The 14,952-nt window shown below is 67.6% G+C and carries 15 protein-coding genes; 8 read left to right on the top strand and 7 right to left on the bottom strand.

All coding sequences use genetic code 11. The features are described 5' to 3' along the window. Positions 1-83: 83 nt before the first annotated feature. Genes F2Q65_RS11225 through F2Q65_RS11235 form a run of 3 tightly spaced genes read left to right on the top strand, consistent with a single transcriptional unit; the run spans position 84 to position 4,412 of the window. Positions 84-1,415: a GNAT family N-acetyltransferase/peptidase C39 family protein gene (locus tag F2Q65_RS11225; RefSeq protein ID WP_246156146.1), complete on the top strand. Its 1,332-nt coding sequence runs from the start codon at positions 84-86 to the stop codon at positions 1,413-1,415. Then, entirely contained in the window at positions 1,408-2,910 is a 1,503-nt protein-coding gene (locus F2Q65_RS11230) for a RimK family protein (protein ID WP_150093397.1), read from the top strand. The genes F2Q65_RS11225 and F2Q65_RS11230 overlap by 8 nt, the downstream gene beginning before the upstream one ends. Continuing rightward, on the top strand, positions 2,910-4,412 hold the full coding sequence (locus tag F2Q65_RS11235) for an RsmB/NOP family class I SAM-dependent RNA methyltransferase (RefSeq protein WP_246156148.1): 1,503 nt from the start codon (positions 2,910-2,912) through the stop codon (positions 4,410-4,412). Before F2Q65_RS11230 ends, F2Q65_RS11235 begins: the two co-directional genes overlap by 1 nt. Before the next feature lie 257 nt (positions 4,413-4,669). On the opposite strand, the gene F2Q65_RS11240 is transcribed toward F2Q65_RS11235, so the two are convergent. The 3 genes from F2Q65_RS11240 to F2Q65_RS11250 are packed head-to-tail and all read right to left on the bottom strand — an operon-like array spanning position 4,670 to position 6,167. After that, positions 4,670-4,852: a hypothetical protein gene (locus F2Q65_RS11240; protein ID WP_150093399.1), complete on the bottom strand. Its 183-nt coding sequence runs from the start codon at positions 4,850-4,852 to the stop codon at positions 4,670-4,672. Continuing rightward, on the bottom strand, positions 4,845-5,615 hold the full coding sequence (locus F2Q65_RS11245; protein ID WP_150093401.1) for a class I SAM-dependent methyltransferase: 771 nt from the start codon (positions 5,613-5,615) through the stop codon (positions 4,845-4,847). Before F2Q65_RS11245 ends, F2Q65_RS11240 begins: the two co-directional genes overlap by 8 nt. A gap of 15 nt (positions 5,616-5,630) precedes the next feature. Further along, positions 5,631-6,167 carry a hypothetical protein gene (locus tag F2Q65_RS11250; protein ID WP_150093403.1) on the bottom strand — a complete coding sequence of 179 codons (537 nt, stop codon included), beginning with the start codon at positions 6,165-6,167 and terminating at the stop codon, positions 5,631-5,633. A gap of 485 nt (positions 6,168-6,652) precedes the next feature. On the opposite strand from F2Q65_RS11250, the gene F2Q65_RS11255 reads away from it, so the two are divergent. From F2Q65_RS11255 to F2Q65_RS11275, 5 genes are all read left to right on the top strand, one after another. Further along, positions 6,653-7,597 carry an RpnC/YadD family protein gene (locus F2Q65_RS11255; protein ID WP_150093405.1) on the top strand — a complete coding sequence of 315 codons (945 nt, stop codon included), beginning with the start codon at positions 6,653-6,655 and terminating at the stop codon, positions 7,595-7,597. A gap of 181 nt (positions 7,598-7,778) precedes the next feature. Then, positions 7,779-8,117, top strand: coding sequence for a hypothetical protein (locus F2Q65_RS11260; RefSeq protein ID WP_150093407.1), 339 nt, complete (start codon positions 7,779-7,781; stop codon positions 8,115-8,117). Further along, positions 8,110-8,925 carry an exodeoxyribonuclease III gene (gene xthA, locus F2Q65_RS11265; RefSeq protein ID WP_150093421.1) on the top strand — a complete coding sequence of 272 codons (816 nt, stop codon included), beginning with the start codon at positions 8,110-8,112 and terminating at the stop codon, positions 8,923-8,925. Before F2Q65_RS11260 ends, xthA begins: the two co-directional genes overlap by 8 nt. 14 nt (positions 8,926-8,939) lie before the next feature. Next, on the top strand, positions 8,940-11,210 hold the full coding sequence (locus F2Q65_RS20200; protein ID WP_150093424.1) for a nitric oxide reductase activation protein NorD: 2,271 nt from the start codon (positions 8,940-8,942) through the stop codon (positions 11,208-11,210). Between the two features lie 149 nt (positions 11,211-11,359). Beyond that, positions 11,360-11,896 carry a hypothetical protein gene (locus tag F2Q65_RS11275; RefSeq protein ID WP_150093426.1) on the top strand — a complete coding sequence of 179 codons (537 nt, stop codon included), beginning with the start codon at positions 11,360-11,362 and terminating at the stop codon, positions 11,894-11,896. Here the strand turns inward: F2Q65_RS11275 and mtaB are convergent. From mtaB to F2Q65_RS11295, 4 genes are all read right to left on the bottom strand, one after another. Continuing rightward, complete coding sequence (gene mtaB / locus F2Q65_RS11280; protein ID WP_150093428.1) at positions 11,890-13,227, bottom strand: tRNA (N(6)-L-threonylcarbamoyladenosine(37)-C(2))-methylthiotransferase MtaB; 1,338 nt, start codon at positions 13,225-13,227, stop codon at positions 11,890-11,892. The genes F2Q65_RS11275 and mtaB overlap by 7 nt on opposite strands. Then, the gene (locus F2Q65_RS11285) at positions 13,227-13,661 is read right to left on the bottom strand and encodes a YybH family protein (RefSeq protein ID WP_150093430.1); all 435 of its coding nucleotides are present in this window, start codon (positions 13,659-13,661) and stop codon (positions 13,227-13,229) included. The genes mtaB and F2Q65_RS11285 overlap by 1 nt, the downstream gene beginning before the upstream one ends. Next, entirely contained in the window at positions 13,658-14,293 is a 636-nt protein-coding gene (locus F2Q65_RS11290) for an Hsp20/alpha crystallin family protein (RefSeq protein ID WP_150093432.1), read from the bottom strand. Before F2Q65_RS11290 ends, F2Q65_RS11285 begins: the two co-directional genes overlap by 4 nt. 92 nt (positions 14,294-14,385) lie before the next feature. After that, positions 14,386-14,892, bottom strand: coding sequence for a hypothetical protein (locus tag F2Q65_RS11295; protein WP_150093434.1), 507 nt, complete (start codon positions 14,890-14,892; stop codon positions 14,386-14,388). Positions 14,893-14,952: the final 60 nt, after the last annotated feature.

Below are 14,952 nucleotides of genomic sequence, written 5' to 3' on the forward strand. Positions count from 1 at the left end.
CGGTCTGGGGGAACGATGACGGCTCGGCGCCGCACCCGCCGGAGGCCTATACTCATGGGCGTCGGCTGGCGGCTACACTTTTCATGAACATCGCACGCCCGATCGCCGGGATCAAGACCATGAGCGCTCATCGTCCGCAGGTTGCGTCCGCTGATCAGCCAGCCGGCCAGCCAGCCGGTCAGATAGCCGGTCAGATAGCCAGCCGGGTCGCCGACAAGACCGGCGGCACGGCCCTGTCGGTGCGTCCCGGCGCGGCGTCGGACATCGATGCCCTGGTGGCGCTGGAACAGGCCTGCTTCGTCAGCGACCGGCTCAGCCGCCGCCGTTTCCGCTACATGCTGGCGCGGGCGCAGGCGGCATTGCTGGTGGCCGAGCCGACGCAGACCCAGCCGGAGCCGCCGGCATCGGGCCAGGCCCGATCCGAACAGACCAGCATCCCGTACGCGTCGGCCCTGTGGGGCTATGTGCTGGTGCTGTTCAACCGCGCCACGTCGGTGGCCCGGCTGTACTCCATCGCGGTGGCCCCGTCGGCCCGCGGCCACGGCGTCGCCACCGCCCTGGTGCGCGCCGCCGAGCAGGCCACCTGGGATGCAGAACGGGCCTACCTGCGTCTGGAGATCCGTCGTGACAATCTGGCCTCGCAGCGGCTGTTCGAGGGGCTGGGCTATCGCCGCTTCGGCGTGCTGTCCGACTACTACGAAGACCATATGGAGGCGCTGCGCTACGAGAAGCAGCTCGCCCCCTATGTGCGTCGCGCGCCGGCGCGGGTGCCCTTCTACGAGCAGACGCTGGACTTCACCTGCGGCGCCTCGTCGCTGATGATGGCCATGCAGGCGCTGTCGCCGCAGATCAGCCTGGACCGTACGCTGGAGTTGCGCATCTGGCGTGAGGCGACCACCATCTTCATGACCTCGGGGCATGGCGGCTGCGGCCCGTTCGGCCTGGCGCTGGCGGCGCACGCCCGCGGCTATGCCGCCGAGGTCTTCGTCAACGACCGTGGCGTGCCATTGATCGACTCGGTGCGCAGCCCGGAAAAGAAGGAGGTCATGCAACTGGTGCATGCGGACATGCTCGCGGAGATCGGGCGCCGGCGCATTCCTGTCACCTACGGCACCCTGGGCCTTGAGGCCCTGGCCGCCCGCTTCGACGATGGGGCCGTGCCGCTGGTACTGATCAGCTCGTATCGCATCTATGCCGAGAAGTTTCCGCACTGGGTGGTGGTCACGGGCTTCGATGAACACTTCGTCTATGTGCACGATCCCTATGTGGACTACGACAATGGCGAGACCCCGCTGGACTCCATGAACATGCCGATCCAGCTGGCCGAGTTCCGGCGCATGGCCCGCTACGGGCGTGCCGGCCTGCAGGCGGTGGTGCTGGTCTCCCTGCCCGCCGGTGAGGCCGCCCATGGCTGAGCACATCCTGCTGGTGGAGCAGGCCGCGGACTGGAAGCCCGGCTTTCCGCGCCTGCCGGTGGTCACGGCGCGGGAGTATCTGGGTGGCGGAGACGCCTTCTCGTCCAAGCGCCGGCTGCGCGTGGTCAACCTCTGCCGCAGCTACCGCTACCTCAGCGTCGGCTACTACTGCTCGCTGCTGGCCGAGGCCCGCGGCCACAAAGTGGTGCCGAGTGTGCGCACGCTGCAGGAGCTGTCCAGCCGCGGCATCTACGGGCTCATCACCGAGGAGCTCAACCAGCGCGTGCAACGCCTGCTCGGACGCCGCCGCGGTGCCGCCATGCCCACCGCCTACGCGCTGATCCTGTTCTTCGGCCAGAGCGCGAGCCGCGAGCTGCAGCCGCTGGCGCGCGAGATCTTCGAGACCTTTCGCTGCCCGGCCCTGCGGGTGGAGCTGAAGCAGGCCGATGCCGGCGGCCACTGGCGCATCACGGCCATCAAGCCGCTGACGCTGGACGGGTTCACCGCCGAGCAGGAGCCGGAATTCCTGGCCGCGCTGGAGTGGTATCTGTCCCAGCGCTGGCGCCAGCCGCGGGCACGTCTTCACTCCCGCTATGATCTGGCCATCCTGCACGATCCGCAGGAGGAACTGCCGCCGTCCAACGGCCGTGCCCTGCGCCGCTTCCAGCAGGCGGGCAAGGGGCTGGGCGTGAATGTCGAGCTGATCCAGCGCAAGGACTACGGCCGGCTGGCGGAATACGACGCCCTGCTGATCCGCGAGACCACGCGCATCGGCCATCACACCTTCCGCTTTGCGCACAAGGCCGAGAGCGAGGGTATGGTGGTCATCGATGATCCCGGCTCCATCCTGCGCTGCACCAACAAGGTCTTTCTGGCGGAACTGCTGGACGCCCACCAGGTGCCCCGTCCGCGCACGCTGATCCTGCGCCGCGAGACGTTGCTGGATGCAGAACAGGCCATCGGCTACCCGGTGGTGCTGAAGATCCCGGAGGGGTCCTTCTCCCGCGGTGTGTTCAAGGCCGGCGACCGGGCCGAGCTCAAGCGCATCGCCCAGCGCCTGTTCCGCGAGTCGGACCTGATCCTGGCCCAGGAATACCTCTACACGGCGTTCGACTGGCGCATCGGCATCCTCGGGCGCAGGCCGCTCTATGCCAGCAAGTATTTCATGAGCCGCGACCACTGGCAGATCGTCCGGCACGAGGCGGACGGCAAACGCGACGAGGGCGGCTTCGAAACGGTGCCGGTGGAGCAGGCGCCCGCGGACGTCGTGCGGGTCGCCCTGCGGGCGGCCAACCTGATCGGCGACGGCCTGTACGGGGTCGACGTCAAGGCCACCGAGCGGGGTGCGGTGGTCATCGAGGTGAACGACAACCCCAACCTGGACGCCGGCATCGAGGACCGGGTCCTGGGCGAGGGGCTGTATCAGGCCATCATCGGCGAGATGGTGGCGCGGCTGGAGCAACGCCGGACCGGGCGCCGGCAAGGAGAGCCCTAGTGTCCCGCGATGAATATGATCGCGCCGATGTCGAGGCCGCGGTGCAGCGCTATCGTCCGCTGTTCGAGCAGGTGACGGAGGATTGGGAGGGGTTCATCGACGCCCTGCAGCGTCCCCAGCCGGCCTGTATCTGGAACAACCCGATGCGCCTGGACGCCGATGCCCTGGTCGCACTGCTGGACGCGGAGGGCGTGCCGACGGGGCCCGTGCCCTGGCTGCGGCATCCGACCCTGGGCCGGGCGTTGCAATTGCCGCCGGGGTTCAAGGCGGGGCAGCGCTGGTGGTACTGCGCCGGCCTGGCGCATGCGCAGGAGGCGGTGTCACAGCTGCCGGTGACCTTGCTGGGGCTGGCGCCGGGTGCGTCGGACCCGGTCACCCGCGTGCTGGACCTGTGCGCGGCGCCCGGCGGCAAGACCGCGCAGATCGCCCTGGCACTGGGCAATCGCGGCACCGTCCTGGCCAACGACTTCACGCCGGAGCGTATCGCGGCATTGCAGGGCAACCTCGACCGGTTGGGCCTGGTCAATGTCAGCACCACCTGGTGCGACGGCAGCAACTATCCGGCCGCTGCCGGCCCGTTCGACCGCATCCTGGTGGATGCCCCCTGTTCCAGCGAAGGCACCTTGCGGCGCAACCGCCGCCTGGTCGGCACGCTGCGCACCGGCGACGGTCCGGCCCGCAGTGCCCGTATGGCAGCGCGCCAGCGCGCCCTGCTGCGCAAGGCGGTGCAACTGTGTCGGCCCGGCGGCCGGATCGTCTATTCCACCTGCACCTTTGCGCCTGAAGAAAATGAACTGATCGTCGCCGAGGCCCTGGACGCGGCAGCCGGGCGTCTGACATTGCTACCGGTGGATGTGCCGGGGCTGCGCGTTGGTGCCGGCGTCACCCGCTGGCAGGGGCGGACCCTCGACCCCCGGCTGGCCTTGTGCGCACGGCTCTGGCCGCACTGGAACGACACCGGCGGTTTCTTCGTTGCCGTGCTGGAAAAGACCGCGGAGACCGGCGCAGGCTCAGGGCCGCCGGCGCATGCCGCTCGCAGGCTGGATCTGGCGCCGGAGGATGCGCCCTGGCTCGACGGGCTGGTTGAACGCTATGGTCTGCCAGACGGCCTGCGGGAGCGGTACCGCTTCCACCGCCAGACCCGGCGCGGCCTGCACCTGGCCGCCGCCGACCACACACCACCGGTATCACCGCCGGCCCAGGGCAGCGGACTGTTCTTTCATCGCACCAACATGCGCCCGCCCAAGCTGACCACCGCCGGCGCGCTGCTGCTGGGTCCGCAGGCAACGCGCAACCGCATGGACCTGACCCTGCCCCAGCGCGACGCCTATCTGCGCCGTGAGGCATTCACGCCGGGGCCGGAGCAGACCCGCGACTGCCGGCCCGGCCAGGTGCTGGTGCGCTACTGCGGTCACACCCTCGGCGTCGCCGTGCTGCACCGCTCCGGCACCCTGGAGAGCCTGTTCCCGCGAAAATGGAGCGGTTGCACTGCCGGCGGCTGAGGGTGCAGAGGAGATCTGCGAGTATTCATCAGATGCTAGCCTGCGTTAACGGTGGCGTTTGCGCGAAATTGGTTTGCGCTAGTACCCAAGCGGCGCATGACAGCGCAGCGCCAGGACGTGCGGGCGCGATCAGGGGCGGGCGTGACGGCTCATCGAGAGCCAAGAGAATCTGCTCAATATGAGCGGCCCCGGTGATGGCGTCGATTACCTCCGGTGTCAGCTCAGTGGCAGGGCGAAAGCGCGCGGATTGCGGCACATCATCGGCATCTCCAATCGGCTCGAACACCCCGCCGATGACGCAGCAGGGGTAGGCGCAGGGTGTGCTCGTCCAGCTGCAGCGGGGTGGGCTTGTGGCAGTGGCTCTGCTCAAAGCCATGCTGGCCACTGAGGGCGTAGATCAGGCCGCGTTTGTGCCAGGCGCAGCTTGTCAGCTCATCCATGCAGGCTGGTCAGGCGGAACAGGGGGCGGTTCAAGAACTCGCCCAGGCTGTCAAAGCGCTGCAGATTGTGATCATTGATCGGCTCGTGCTCGCGGGTTTGCGGGTTGACCACGGCGATGTCGTCAATACGCCAATGGCCTTGCACGCCTTGGCGCACATGATCGATCAGCTCGGCCTTGGTGCCGCCTGCAAACAGTGGCCGGTGGCGATCGCCTTTCCAATTGAAGCCTAGCTGCATCCATAGGTGACGAGTGTGCCGGGCCAGGCGATTGAGCGCGAAGCGCATCTGCGCCTTGGCTTCGTCCAGGCTTAGGGTCTGGTCGCCGAAGTCATCTCCCAGGTGGTGCAGCACATTCAGACACAGCGTCACATCAAAGCGCTCGGCACTGGGGTCGGTGAAGCTGTAATAGTGGGGGCGCACCTCCAGCCGGTCATTCACCCCCAGGCTTTGTGCCGCCAGGGCGATGAAGTGAGCATGTTCGGCATTGCCCTCTTGGCTGACCACGCGGGCGGCACCAGCCTCCAGAGCCGCAAAGCTGAAGTAGCCGGTGTTGGCCCCAATATCCAACAAACTCAGGCCGCGCAGCGACAAGCGCTGCGCCATATAGCGTTGGCGCTGCGCTTCGTGCTTGCCCACGGGTTGAGGCAGGTCACCCAGCAGGGCGCCAAGGCTAGGGTGCAACAGTTGATAATCGCTGTGCTTGCTGTGCATTTGCATCAGGCGCTGCAGAGAACGCACTTCGGGATCTGTCATGGTCGTCATGGGGGCTTTCAAGTGTCAAAAGCAAGCATGCAGGGCCTGGGTGTCAGCGGCGGCATAGACGTCATGCTGGAGCAACAGCTTCTCAGCAGGCAGGCCTTGAGCACCAGGGTAGTGGCGACAATCACCTTGCCGTGCACCTTGTGCCCAGGCATACCAATGCGGCCCTGCCGTGGGGGGTGGTGGCGGCTCGGCCAGGGTGGCTCCGTGGTCGCGTGCAAACAGGATCAACAAGCGCGGGCAGGCGGTGAGGACCAGTTGTAGTGGGCCCCAGAAGCGCGGATTGATCTCGATGTAGTGCAGTGCGCCATGAGCGTCGCTAATCAGCTCCATCATGAAGGGGCCGTGAAATCCCAGGGCATGCAAGCCAACAAACAAACGGTCGACGTCCACACCGGGGTTGGCCCCGCTGCGGGCCAGCACCATGGATTTGCCGCCGGGCTGCTGCAACAGGTTATCCTGCCAGAAGTAGGCGCGCTGGCCATCGCGGGCCAGATAGCCGCAAAGATAATGACTCTGGCCCTCGACCCAGGTCTGCGCGAACCACTCCTGCAAGATGCGGCTGCTAACACGCGACGCGCTGAGCTCTGTGTCAAAGGGGCTCTAAGTAGGGCCCTTGTTCATCCCCCAGCCCTTCTCGCGATCAGCCGGCAGCTTAATGGTTTCGTCAAGTCATCTGATTGAGTTGATCTTGCTGGGTGTCATCCTCGCGGAGAGGCTCACCGGTCTGCCGCGCCATCAGGCGGCCGAAGGCTTCGAGGTTGGCGTGCGCCTCGTAATAAGGTTCCCGACTCCAGCATGGCGAGCTTCTCGGCTACCGCGACACTGACGAACTGGTCGGTACTGACCCCTTCACGCTTGCTCGCACGCTCGGCGCTGGCGGGGATCGATCGTGGTGATCGCAATGGTTAGGTGCCGATCTCACTCATGCACGCTACCTCTCGAAGAAATGCTTCAGGCATTGGGCGCGGTTTCCGTGTGCACGCGGATCGCCTACAGGCCGATTAACGAGCAGGTGGGACATCGGCTACACTCATCCCATGACCAATGCGGACACCAAGACCACAGTGGCAGCGCCCAAGCGGGATCACGACAGCCCCTGGAAGGAGGCCCTGGAGCGGTTCTTTCCGGAGTCCCTCGCGCTGCTGTTTCCGGCCATCCATGCCGAGATCGACTGGAGCGCGCCGTATCGCGCGCTCGACAGCGAGCTGCAGCAGATCACGGGCGATGCCGACAGCGGCCGGTGCTATGCCGACAAACTACTCGATGTGCGCACGACCGACGGTCGCGAGACTTGGGTGCTGGTGCACGTGGAGGTCCAGGGGGGTGCGCAGGCCCTGTTTTCCAAGCGGATGTTCCAGTACAACTACCGCATCCGAGACCGCTACGACCGCTCGGTGGTCAGCCTGGCCGTGCTCAGCGACAGCAACCGGCGGTTTCGCCCGGTCTGCTACGAAGATGGCCGGTGGGGCTGTCGGATCCTGTTCGAGTTTCCCGTGGTCAAACTGCTCGACTACGCCGAGCCGGCGCGCTGGGCGGAGCTGGAAGCGAGTGACAACGTCTTCGCCTTGGTCGTCATGGCCCAGATCCGCGCCAAGGTCACGGACGATGCCGAAACACTCAAGGGCTGGAAATTCCGGCTCATCCGAATGATGTACGAGCGCGGCTACGAGCGCGCGCTGATCCTGGAGCTGTTTCGGCTCATCGACTGGATGATCCGCCTGCCCGCAGGGCTGGAAGCGGATTTTCGCCAGCAACTCTATGCCTACGAGGAGCAACAGCGTATGCCTTATGTCACCACAGTTGAGCAAGCGGGTATTCAGCGGGGCGAAGCCATGATCCTGCTGGCTCAGTTACAAGAGAAATTCGGGCCCGACACCGCCGACGCCTACCGTGAGCGCATCACCGCCGCCGAGTCCGAGCAGCTGCTGCAGTGGTCGAAACGCATCCTTAGCGCCGAGACGCCCGAGACGATTTTCCACTGAGTGGCGTGAGATCGCTCCGGTCGGCCTGGTTGTTGCGCTACCTCGCGCGCCCCTAATCTTCGTTTTCGGTGTCACGCTCGGTATGATGACCGATGAGCGTCCACGCCACCTGCCGTCTCCGTTGAATCGTAAGACGCGCAAGACGCGTATCCTTGCCGCTGTTGCTTAGCCTGCTGATGCCATGTCCGACCCAGAAATCCTCAGCCAACTGTTCGATCTGCTGGCGGAGCTGACCGCCGAGTCGGAGGGCTATCTCGACCGTCAGGATGACCCGCAGCTCTGGTACAACCGCGGCTACGCCAACGGCATGGCCGCTGCGTTGCGCGCGCTGGGCCTGGGTGATCGCGTGGATGCGCTGATCGAGCCCGACCCCTACGAGGTCGCGCGCGACCAGGACCACCTGCCCTGGGGCAAGGCCTACGCCCATGGCCGCGACCTCGGCGCCACGCAGACCTACGAGGTGCTCGGCGCAGACCGGCACCCAGACCTTCAACCACCGACCTCCACCCCTCATGCCTAAGCTCGTCTCGTTCAATATCAACGGAATCCGCGCCCGTCCGCATCAACTGGAGGCGCTGAAGGCGCGTCATGATCCGGACGTGATCGGCATCCAGGAATCCAAGGTCGCCGACGAGGCCTTCCCGGTGGAGCTGATCGAATCGCTGGGCTGGCAACCGAATTATCACGGCCAGAAGGGGCACTACGGGGTGGCGCTGCTCAGCAAGCAGGCCCCGCGCACGGTCTACAAGGGCTTCCCGGGCGACGAGCCGGATGCCCAGCGGCGCGCCATCACCGGGGTGTTCGAGCTGCCCGATGGCGAGGAGTTGACCGTCATCAACGGCTACTTCCCCCAGGGCGAGAGTCGGGATCATCCGCTCAAGTTTCCGGCCAAGCGCCGCTTCTACGCCGACCTGGCGGCCTACCTGCAGGAGCGGTTCCGCCCGGAGCAGAACCTGGTGCTGATGGGTGACATGAACGTGGCGCCGCTGGACGCGGACATCGGTATCGGCGCCGACAACGCCAGGCGCTGGCTGCGCAGCGGCAAGTGCAGCTTCCTGCCGGAAGAGCGTGAATGGCTGCAGACCCTGATGGACTGGGGCCTGTTCGATGCTTACCGCAGCCTGCATCCCGACGTCGACGACCGCTTTAGCTGGTTCGACTATCGCTCCCGCGGCTTCGAGCGCGACCCCCGGCGAGGTCTGCGCATCGACCTGGTACTGATCACCGCGCCCCTGCGCGAGCGGCTGCGCGACGCCGGCATCGACTACGACATTCGCGGTCTGGACCGGCCGTCGGACCATTGTCCGGTCTGGATCGACATCGCGTGACGGCGGGCTGACCGGTGAGCGCAGACCATCCGGCGTCCCTGGAACTCGGGCAGGCGGATCTGCTGGCGCGCATCCGCAGTCTCGAGGTGGACGAAGCGGAGCTGGCGCGTCGCTATGGCGTCGACGGCCGGCGACCGGCGGATGCGCTGGCGGCCGACAGCATCCTGCGCCGGCTCGAGGCGCTGGTCTACATGGTGCTGTCAATGCGGCGCAGCGTGGTGCCGGCGGCGCAGGCGCTGGCCTGGTTTCCGGCGGCTCGGGTGGAAGCCATGCTGGAACACATCGCCCGGGTCTGCCGCTCCAGCCTGGACCTGGGCTATCACCTGTGTACCTTCGCGCCGGAGGTGCTGAAACACCTCGACGACGACGAGATTGGCGACTGGATCGCCGCGCTGCTGGACCTGTACGACCGCAAGGGCAGCCAGGGTTGCATCCGCGAGATGCAGCAGGTGGCGGCCCATGCCGAAGCCCTGCGTCGCAGCCGGCGCGGGGTCGACTTCGCCGAAGTGGCGCCGGTGCTGGAGTCGTTTACCACGGGGCTAGCCGGGCGCCGTTTGCGGCTGCAGGCGGCGGACGCGATCTACACCGATACCGAGGTGATCTTTCTGCCGGCGCAGCTGAGCCAGTTTGCCGAGCGCGCCGACAACTATCGGCTGTACAAGGCCATGATCGCCGCCCTGTGGGCGCAGAACTGGTTCGGCACCTGGCTCGGCCCGGGCGCGGACTGGCTGACGCAGGTGCAGGAACAGGCACAGCACCAGACGCAAGGCCGGGCGCAGGACGGGGCGCGGCTGTTCACCCTGTTTCGCTGCGCCGAGGCCCTGCGCCTGGACGCCTGCCTGAGCCGGGAACTGCCGGGGCTGTGGCGCGAGATGCAGCGCCTGATGCCGTCGACGCTAGAGCCGCTGTCGGCCACCTGGCGTGCAGCGGCAGCGCAGTTGCAGGGGGCAGCGGCCGATGCGGGCACCAGCCGGCGCATTGCCGAGGCCCTGCTGCACGCCGACGGCGCCGCGCCCCAGCCGCACTGCTGGCACGGCGAACTGCGGCCGAAGGCGGTCGCGGAGGTGGCGGCGGCGCGGGCGGCACGCGAGCGTGCGGCCTTGCAACAGCAGCTCGGCGTCATCGCCGATGAGCTTGGCGGCAATCTGCGGGCCGCCGAGGCGTCGGAGGCACTGCGCTTCGACGTGCGCCGCGTGCCCGATGACGACTGGCCCGGCGGCATCGCCTTTCAGCTGGTGCTGGGCGATCAGGCCATCCAGCCCAATGCCGAGGCTCGTCAGTTGATGCACTCCATCGTGCAGGACTTCGGCCACATCCCGTCGGAGTATCTGCAGGCCGCGGGGCAGGGCCTGTACCATCGCCGCAGCGGCGCGGCCCGCGAGGATGGCGACAGCGCCGAGGCGGCCAGCGCCGGCAATGTCTTCGTCTACGACGAGTGGGACTATTCCCGCCGCGCCTACCGCAAGGGCTGGTGCCAGTTGCGCGAGCGTGACGTGCAGCCGCAGAACGACGATTTCGTGGCGCAGACGCGGACCAAGTACCGCGGCCTGCTCAAGCATCTGTACCGCACCTTCGAGGCCCTGCGCGGGGAGGACCGCATCCTCAAGCGCGAACCCTACGGCGAGGACCCGGACATCGACGCCCTGGTGGAGGCCCACGCCGACCGCACCCGGGGCCTGGAGATGGGCGACCGCCTGTTCCAGCGCCGCCGCCGGGTCGAGCGCGATGTGGCGGTGCTGCTGATGGTGGACATGTCTGGCTCCACCAAGGGCTGGATCAACGACGTGCAGCGCGAGTCCCTGGTGCTGTTGTGCGAGTCGCTGGAGTCCCTTGGCGATCGCTATGCCATTTACGGCTTTTCCGGCTTCACCCACATGCGGTGCGACCTGTTCCGCATCAAACGCTTCAGCGACGCCTACGACGCGGTGGTGCACGGGCGCATCTCCGGCATCCGGCCGCGGGACTATACCCGCATGGGTGTCACCATCAGGCACCTGACCGCCAGGCTGCTGGAGGTGGAGGCTCGCACCCGGGTGCTGATCACGCTGTCGGACGGACGTCCCGACGACGAGGACGGCTACCGCGGCGATTACGGCATCGAGGACACCCGCCAGGCGGTGCTGGAGGCCCGCAACCAGGGCGTTCACCCCTTCTGCATCACCATCGATGACGATGCCCAGGACTACCTGCCGCACATGTTCGGCCCCGCCAGCTATACCCTGGTGGAGAATGTCGCCAAGCTGCCGTATCGGGTGTCGGACATCTATCGGCGCATCACGGTGTGAAGGGTGAAGGGTGACGTCGGATTGGGTGGTGGACTGTTCCGAGGCAAGTCGAGTCGATTGACAGGTAGGGTGCGATGGCTGCGAGCGGTGGATCGGGCGGGGTCTTGGACACGCAGGGCGGGATGTGGCGGCGGGCATGGCAGCCATGGATGCTGGCGTGGCTGCTCGGGGCGGTCGCACTGCTGGGGCTGGTCGGTGGAGCTCCGGCCTGGGCACAGCAGCCGTGCCTGAAACTGGTCTTCAACCGCTACTGCCTGGGTGGCGATGTCAATCTGCTGAGTCAGCAGTTGCCGCCATCGCTGCGCCAGGAAGACGGCGAGCGCGTGGCGCTGGTGTATTTCGAAGGGGCCGAGCGCGTCTATGTGCTGGCCTGGCGCGCACGCATCTACAAGGTGCAGCGCCGCTACCGCGTGGCGTCGCAACTGCGATTCGACGAACTCTACCGGCTGCTTCGCGACAAGTACGGCGAGGGGGAAGACCACAGCCAGTTTCCGTCCCATGCGCGCACGCCGGGCCGCAAGCAGGTGGCCATCCGGCGCGGCGAGGGGTTCGCCTCCCATGTCTGGACCGAGCCGGACGGCTGGCATCTGGAACTGAGCTGGACGCGCGAGATGGGCCTGTCGCTGGCCTATGTGGCGGATGAACTGGATCGGCAGCAGCGGGCGGCGACGCAGAGCGGCTACTGAGCATCCGCCAGCAGGGCGTTCACGGCCTCGCCGTCGGACGAAACGGCGTCCAGTCGCACCCTGATGGTCCGGTTGACCAGGCCAGACGGCGCACCGCGCAGCCGTACCGGCAGATAGTTGGGGGTGAAGCCCGCGGCAAACTCGCCATCGGCATCGCGGTTGCTCCCCTCGATGAGCACAGGTGGGCACTGGCCAAGATGCCGCGTCAGCAGGGCGCGTTTCAGCTCCAGGCCCAGCGCATGCAAGGCCCGCGAGCGCTCCCGCCTGACCTCGGCTGGCACCTGATCCGGCATCGTCGCCGCCCGTGTGCCGGCGCGGGGCGAATAGGCAAAGATGTGCAGGTGGCCGAAGCCGATCCGCTGCACCAGGTCCATGGTCTGTTGCCAGTCGTCGTCGGTCTCTCCGGGAAAGCCGACGATGATGTCGGTGGTGATGTTCAGTTCCGGGATCGCCGCGCGGGCCCGCTCCACCAGCTGCAGGAATTCATCGCGCTTGCAGCGCCGCGCCATGCGCCGCAGCACGCTGTCGGCGCCGCTCTGCAGCGGCAGATGCAGATGCGGCATCAGCCGCGGATTCTCGAACAGCTGCCAGAAGGCGTCCGGCAGGTCCCAGGGCTCCAGCGAGCCCAGGCGTAACCGCGGGACATCGGTCTCGCGCAGGATGCGCTGCAGCAGTGAGACCAGGCCGTTGCTTGCATCGGCCCCCGGGCTGATGCCCGGATTGGCGCCTGCATCAGCGGTCAGGTCGCTGCCGTAGCCGCCCAGATGCACGCCGGTGAGCACCACCTCGCGGACACCGCCGGCGGCCAGCAGGTTGATCTCGTCGCAGATGGCCGCTGCGGGGCGGCTACGCTCGTCGCCCCGGGCGCGGGTAGTGACGCAGAAGGTGCACTGGTAGCGGCAGCCGTCCTGGATCTTGATGAACGCACGCTGACGACCCCGGGCGAACAGCGCCGCGGCGGCCGGTTCGGATGCGGTGGCCGGCATCAGCGGCAGGTCCAGCTCGCGCACCGCGATCTCCACCAGCCGCTCCTTGTGCGTGTTGGGCACCAGCAGGTCGATGCCGGTGTCGCCCAGGTCTTCGTCCTCGAGCGACGCAGCGCAGCCACTGACCACCAGCCGTGCCCGCGGATTGTCGCGCTGGGCCCGCCGCAGCAGCTTGCGCGACTTGCGCACCGCATCCACGGTGACGGCGCAGGTGTTCACCACCACCAGGTCCGCCGTCTCGTCCTCCGTCGCGACGCGGCAACCGCGCCGCTGGAAGTCCCGGGCCCAGGCCTCCAGCTCCGACTCGTTCAGCCGACAGCCCAGGGTCTGCAAGCGCACGCGCATCAGGGTCCGGGCGACATGGCCGGCGGTGGTGGCGGGGCATTCTGGTGCAGGATCATGCGCCAGTCGCCGTCCGCGCGGCGGCGGTAGATGTTGGTGGCGTACAGCGCCGGTATCCGGTCGGATGCGGGGCCAGACGGGCCCGCGGCCATGTTGCGCTCCTGCACGTAGTGGATGGCCAGATCGCCGATCTCCACCCAGTGCAGGTGGCTGACCTGCAGGTCCAGTGGCACATCGCTGCGCAGCAGGTCCGCCAGGGCCTGGTGCACCTCACCGCCGTAGACCAGCGGCTGCAGCGGCAGCAGCAGGGCGATGTCGGCGCTGTCGTCCCAGACGCGGCGCATCAGCGCCGGATCGCGTTCGTCCAGGGCGTCGTAGAAGGTGTCTTCGGCCGCCTGGGGGGTCGCGAAGCGCGGGCTGTCTTCGGCGCTGCTCATGGCCGCGCCGCTGGCGCCTCGGCGCCGGGCGTCGACAGCCGCGGGATGCGGATGTGGATGTGGCCGTTGTCCAGTGCCTGCTGCATGGCGCTCAGGTCACCGTCCGGCGGCACCGGCAGGCGCTGCCGGCGCTGACCGCTGGAATAGCTGAAGCTGCGCACATAGCCGCGGCCGTCGTCGAAGGTCTCCTCGCGGCGCTGCTCCGCGGTGCGCTCGACGGCAATCATCAACCCCTGGCCGAGGGGCGCGATGCGCACCTGCGCCGGATCCATGTCACCGAGGTCGATGTCGAGGGTGTAGGCCTCGTCGCTGCGGCCCTGGATCATCTGCAGGCCGCCGAACTGGAAGGACACCGGTCCGCCGTCCGCGCCCCCAGCCGCGTCCGGGGGCATCGGCCCAAACGCTGTGGGATAGGCCGGTGGTGCAAGGCGCTGCGGGTAGGGTGGTGTGTAGCGCTCGGGGTATCCCTGTCCGTAGGGCGCGTGGTAGACCGGCAGCGGCGGCGCGGTCAGCTGGCCATCGGCGCCGATGGGGGGCTGGTTCGATGGCGTCCAGGCGACGGCGGCGGGGGCCGTGACCACCAGGGCGGTCGCGGCGAGCAGGGACGGAAACGGCAGTCGGGCGGGTTTCATGGCGGCTGTATGTCCTCTGGTTCCTGGTGTTTGTGCCTTGGTGCTGCTACGGTTTCCGAGTATACCGGTCGAACGGACCGGGTGGTGATCGATCAGGCGCCGCGCAGGGTCCAGGTGGGTGCGCCGTCGGCCTGCAGCAGGCCGTGCCGCAGCAACCAGGCGCGGGCGTCCTCGGCGTCCTGCGCAAACCAGACCGCCGCGGACCCCAAGCGGAAGGTGTAGCCCCAGGCGTCCATGTCCGCGCACAGGCGCGCGCCGCCAACGCCGGGCAGGTGGTCCGCGAGCACGATCTGCAGGTAGCACACGGCGTCTTCCTCGGCGTAATCGCCGCCGGCGTCAGTATGCAGCCCCGCGCGTCGCTGCGGGTCCATGCAGATCACATGGCAGGCCTCGTGCAGCGCCGAATGCAGCGGCGTGTCCTGCCGCAGGTGGAGCTCGGTGCCGATGACGCCTGCCTCCGGCGCGCCCCAGAAGCTGCCCGGAATCGGCGCCCCGTCGGGTACCCAATGGGTGGTGAGGCCGTAGCGCCGCAGCAGCGCCTGCAGCGGGGGCACCCTCTGCGCGAGGATCAGGTCTGGTATGCTGTCGGTATGAGTCATGCTGGTCTGGGTTCGGCTTGCAATGCGTCAGGCCAGCCGATAGCTTACCGACTCGCCATT

Source organism: Thiohalocapsa marina, from assembly GCF_008632335.1.
GTDB lineage: Bacteria > Pseudomonadota > Gammaproteobacteria > Chromatiales > Chromatiaceae > Thiohalocapsa > Thiohalocapsa marina.

Excerpts from the sequence above, each read along its gene's own strand:
- mtaB (WP_150093428.1), bottom strand. The coding sequence starts at position 13,227 with ATGCGCGTGCGCTTGCAGACCCTGGGCTGTCGGCTGAACGAGTCGGAG.
- xthA (WP_150093421.1), top strand. The coding sequence starts at position 8,110 with ATGCCTAAGCTCGTCTCGTTCAATATCAACGGAATCCGCGCCCGTCCG.
- F2Q65_RS11245 (WP_150093401.1), bottom strand. The coding sequence starts at position 5,615 with ATGACGACCATGACAGATCCCGAAGTGCGTTCTCTGCAGCGCCTGATG.
- F2Q65_RS11295 (WP_150093434.1), bottom strand. The coding sequence starts at position 14,892 with ATGACTCATACCGACAGCATACCAGACCTGATCCTCGCGCAGAGGGTG.
- F2Q65_RS11230 (WP_150093397.1), top strand. The coding sequence starts at position 1,408 with ATGGCTGAGCACATCCTGCTGGTGGAGCAGGCCGCGGACTGGAAGCCC.
- F2Q65_RS11255 (WP_150093405.1), top strand. The coding sequence starts at position 6,653 with ATGACCAATGCGGACACCAAGACCACAGTGGCAGCGCCCAAGCGGGAT.
- F2Q65_RS11275 (WP_150093426.1), top strand. The coding sequence starts at position 11,360 with ATGCTGGCGTGGCTGCTCGGGGCGGTCGCACTGCTGGGGCTGGTCGGT.
- F2Q65_RS11285 (WP_150093430.1), bottom strand. The coding sequence starts at position 13,661 with ATGAGCAGCGCCGAAGACAGCCCGCGCTTCGCGACCCCCCAGGCGGCC.
- F2Q65_RS11290 (WP_150093432.1), bottom strand. The coding sequence starts at position 14,293 with ATGAAACCCGCCCGACTGCCGTTTCCGTCCCTGCTCGCCGCGACCGCC.
- F2Q65_RS11240 (WP_150093399.1), bottom strand. The coding sequence starts at position 4,852 with ATGGATGAGCTGACAAGCTGCGCCTGGCACAAACGCGGCCTGATCTAC.
- F2Q65_RS11225 (WP_246156146.1), top strand. The coding sequence starts at position 84 with ATGAACATCGCACGCCCGATCGCCGGGATCAAGACCATGAGCGCTCAT.
- F2Q65_RS11260 (WP_150093407.1), top strand. The coding sequence starts at position 7,779 with ATGTCCGACCCAGAAATCCTCAGCCAACTGTTCGATCTGCTGGCGGAG.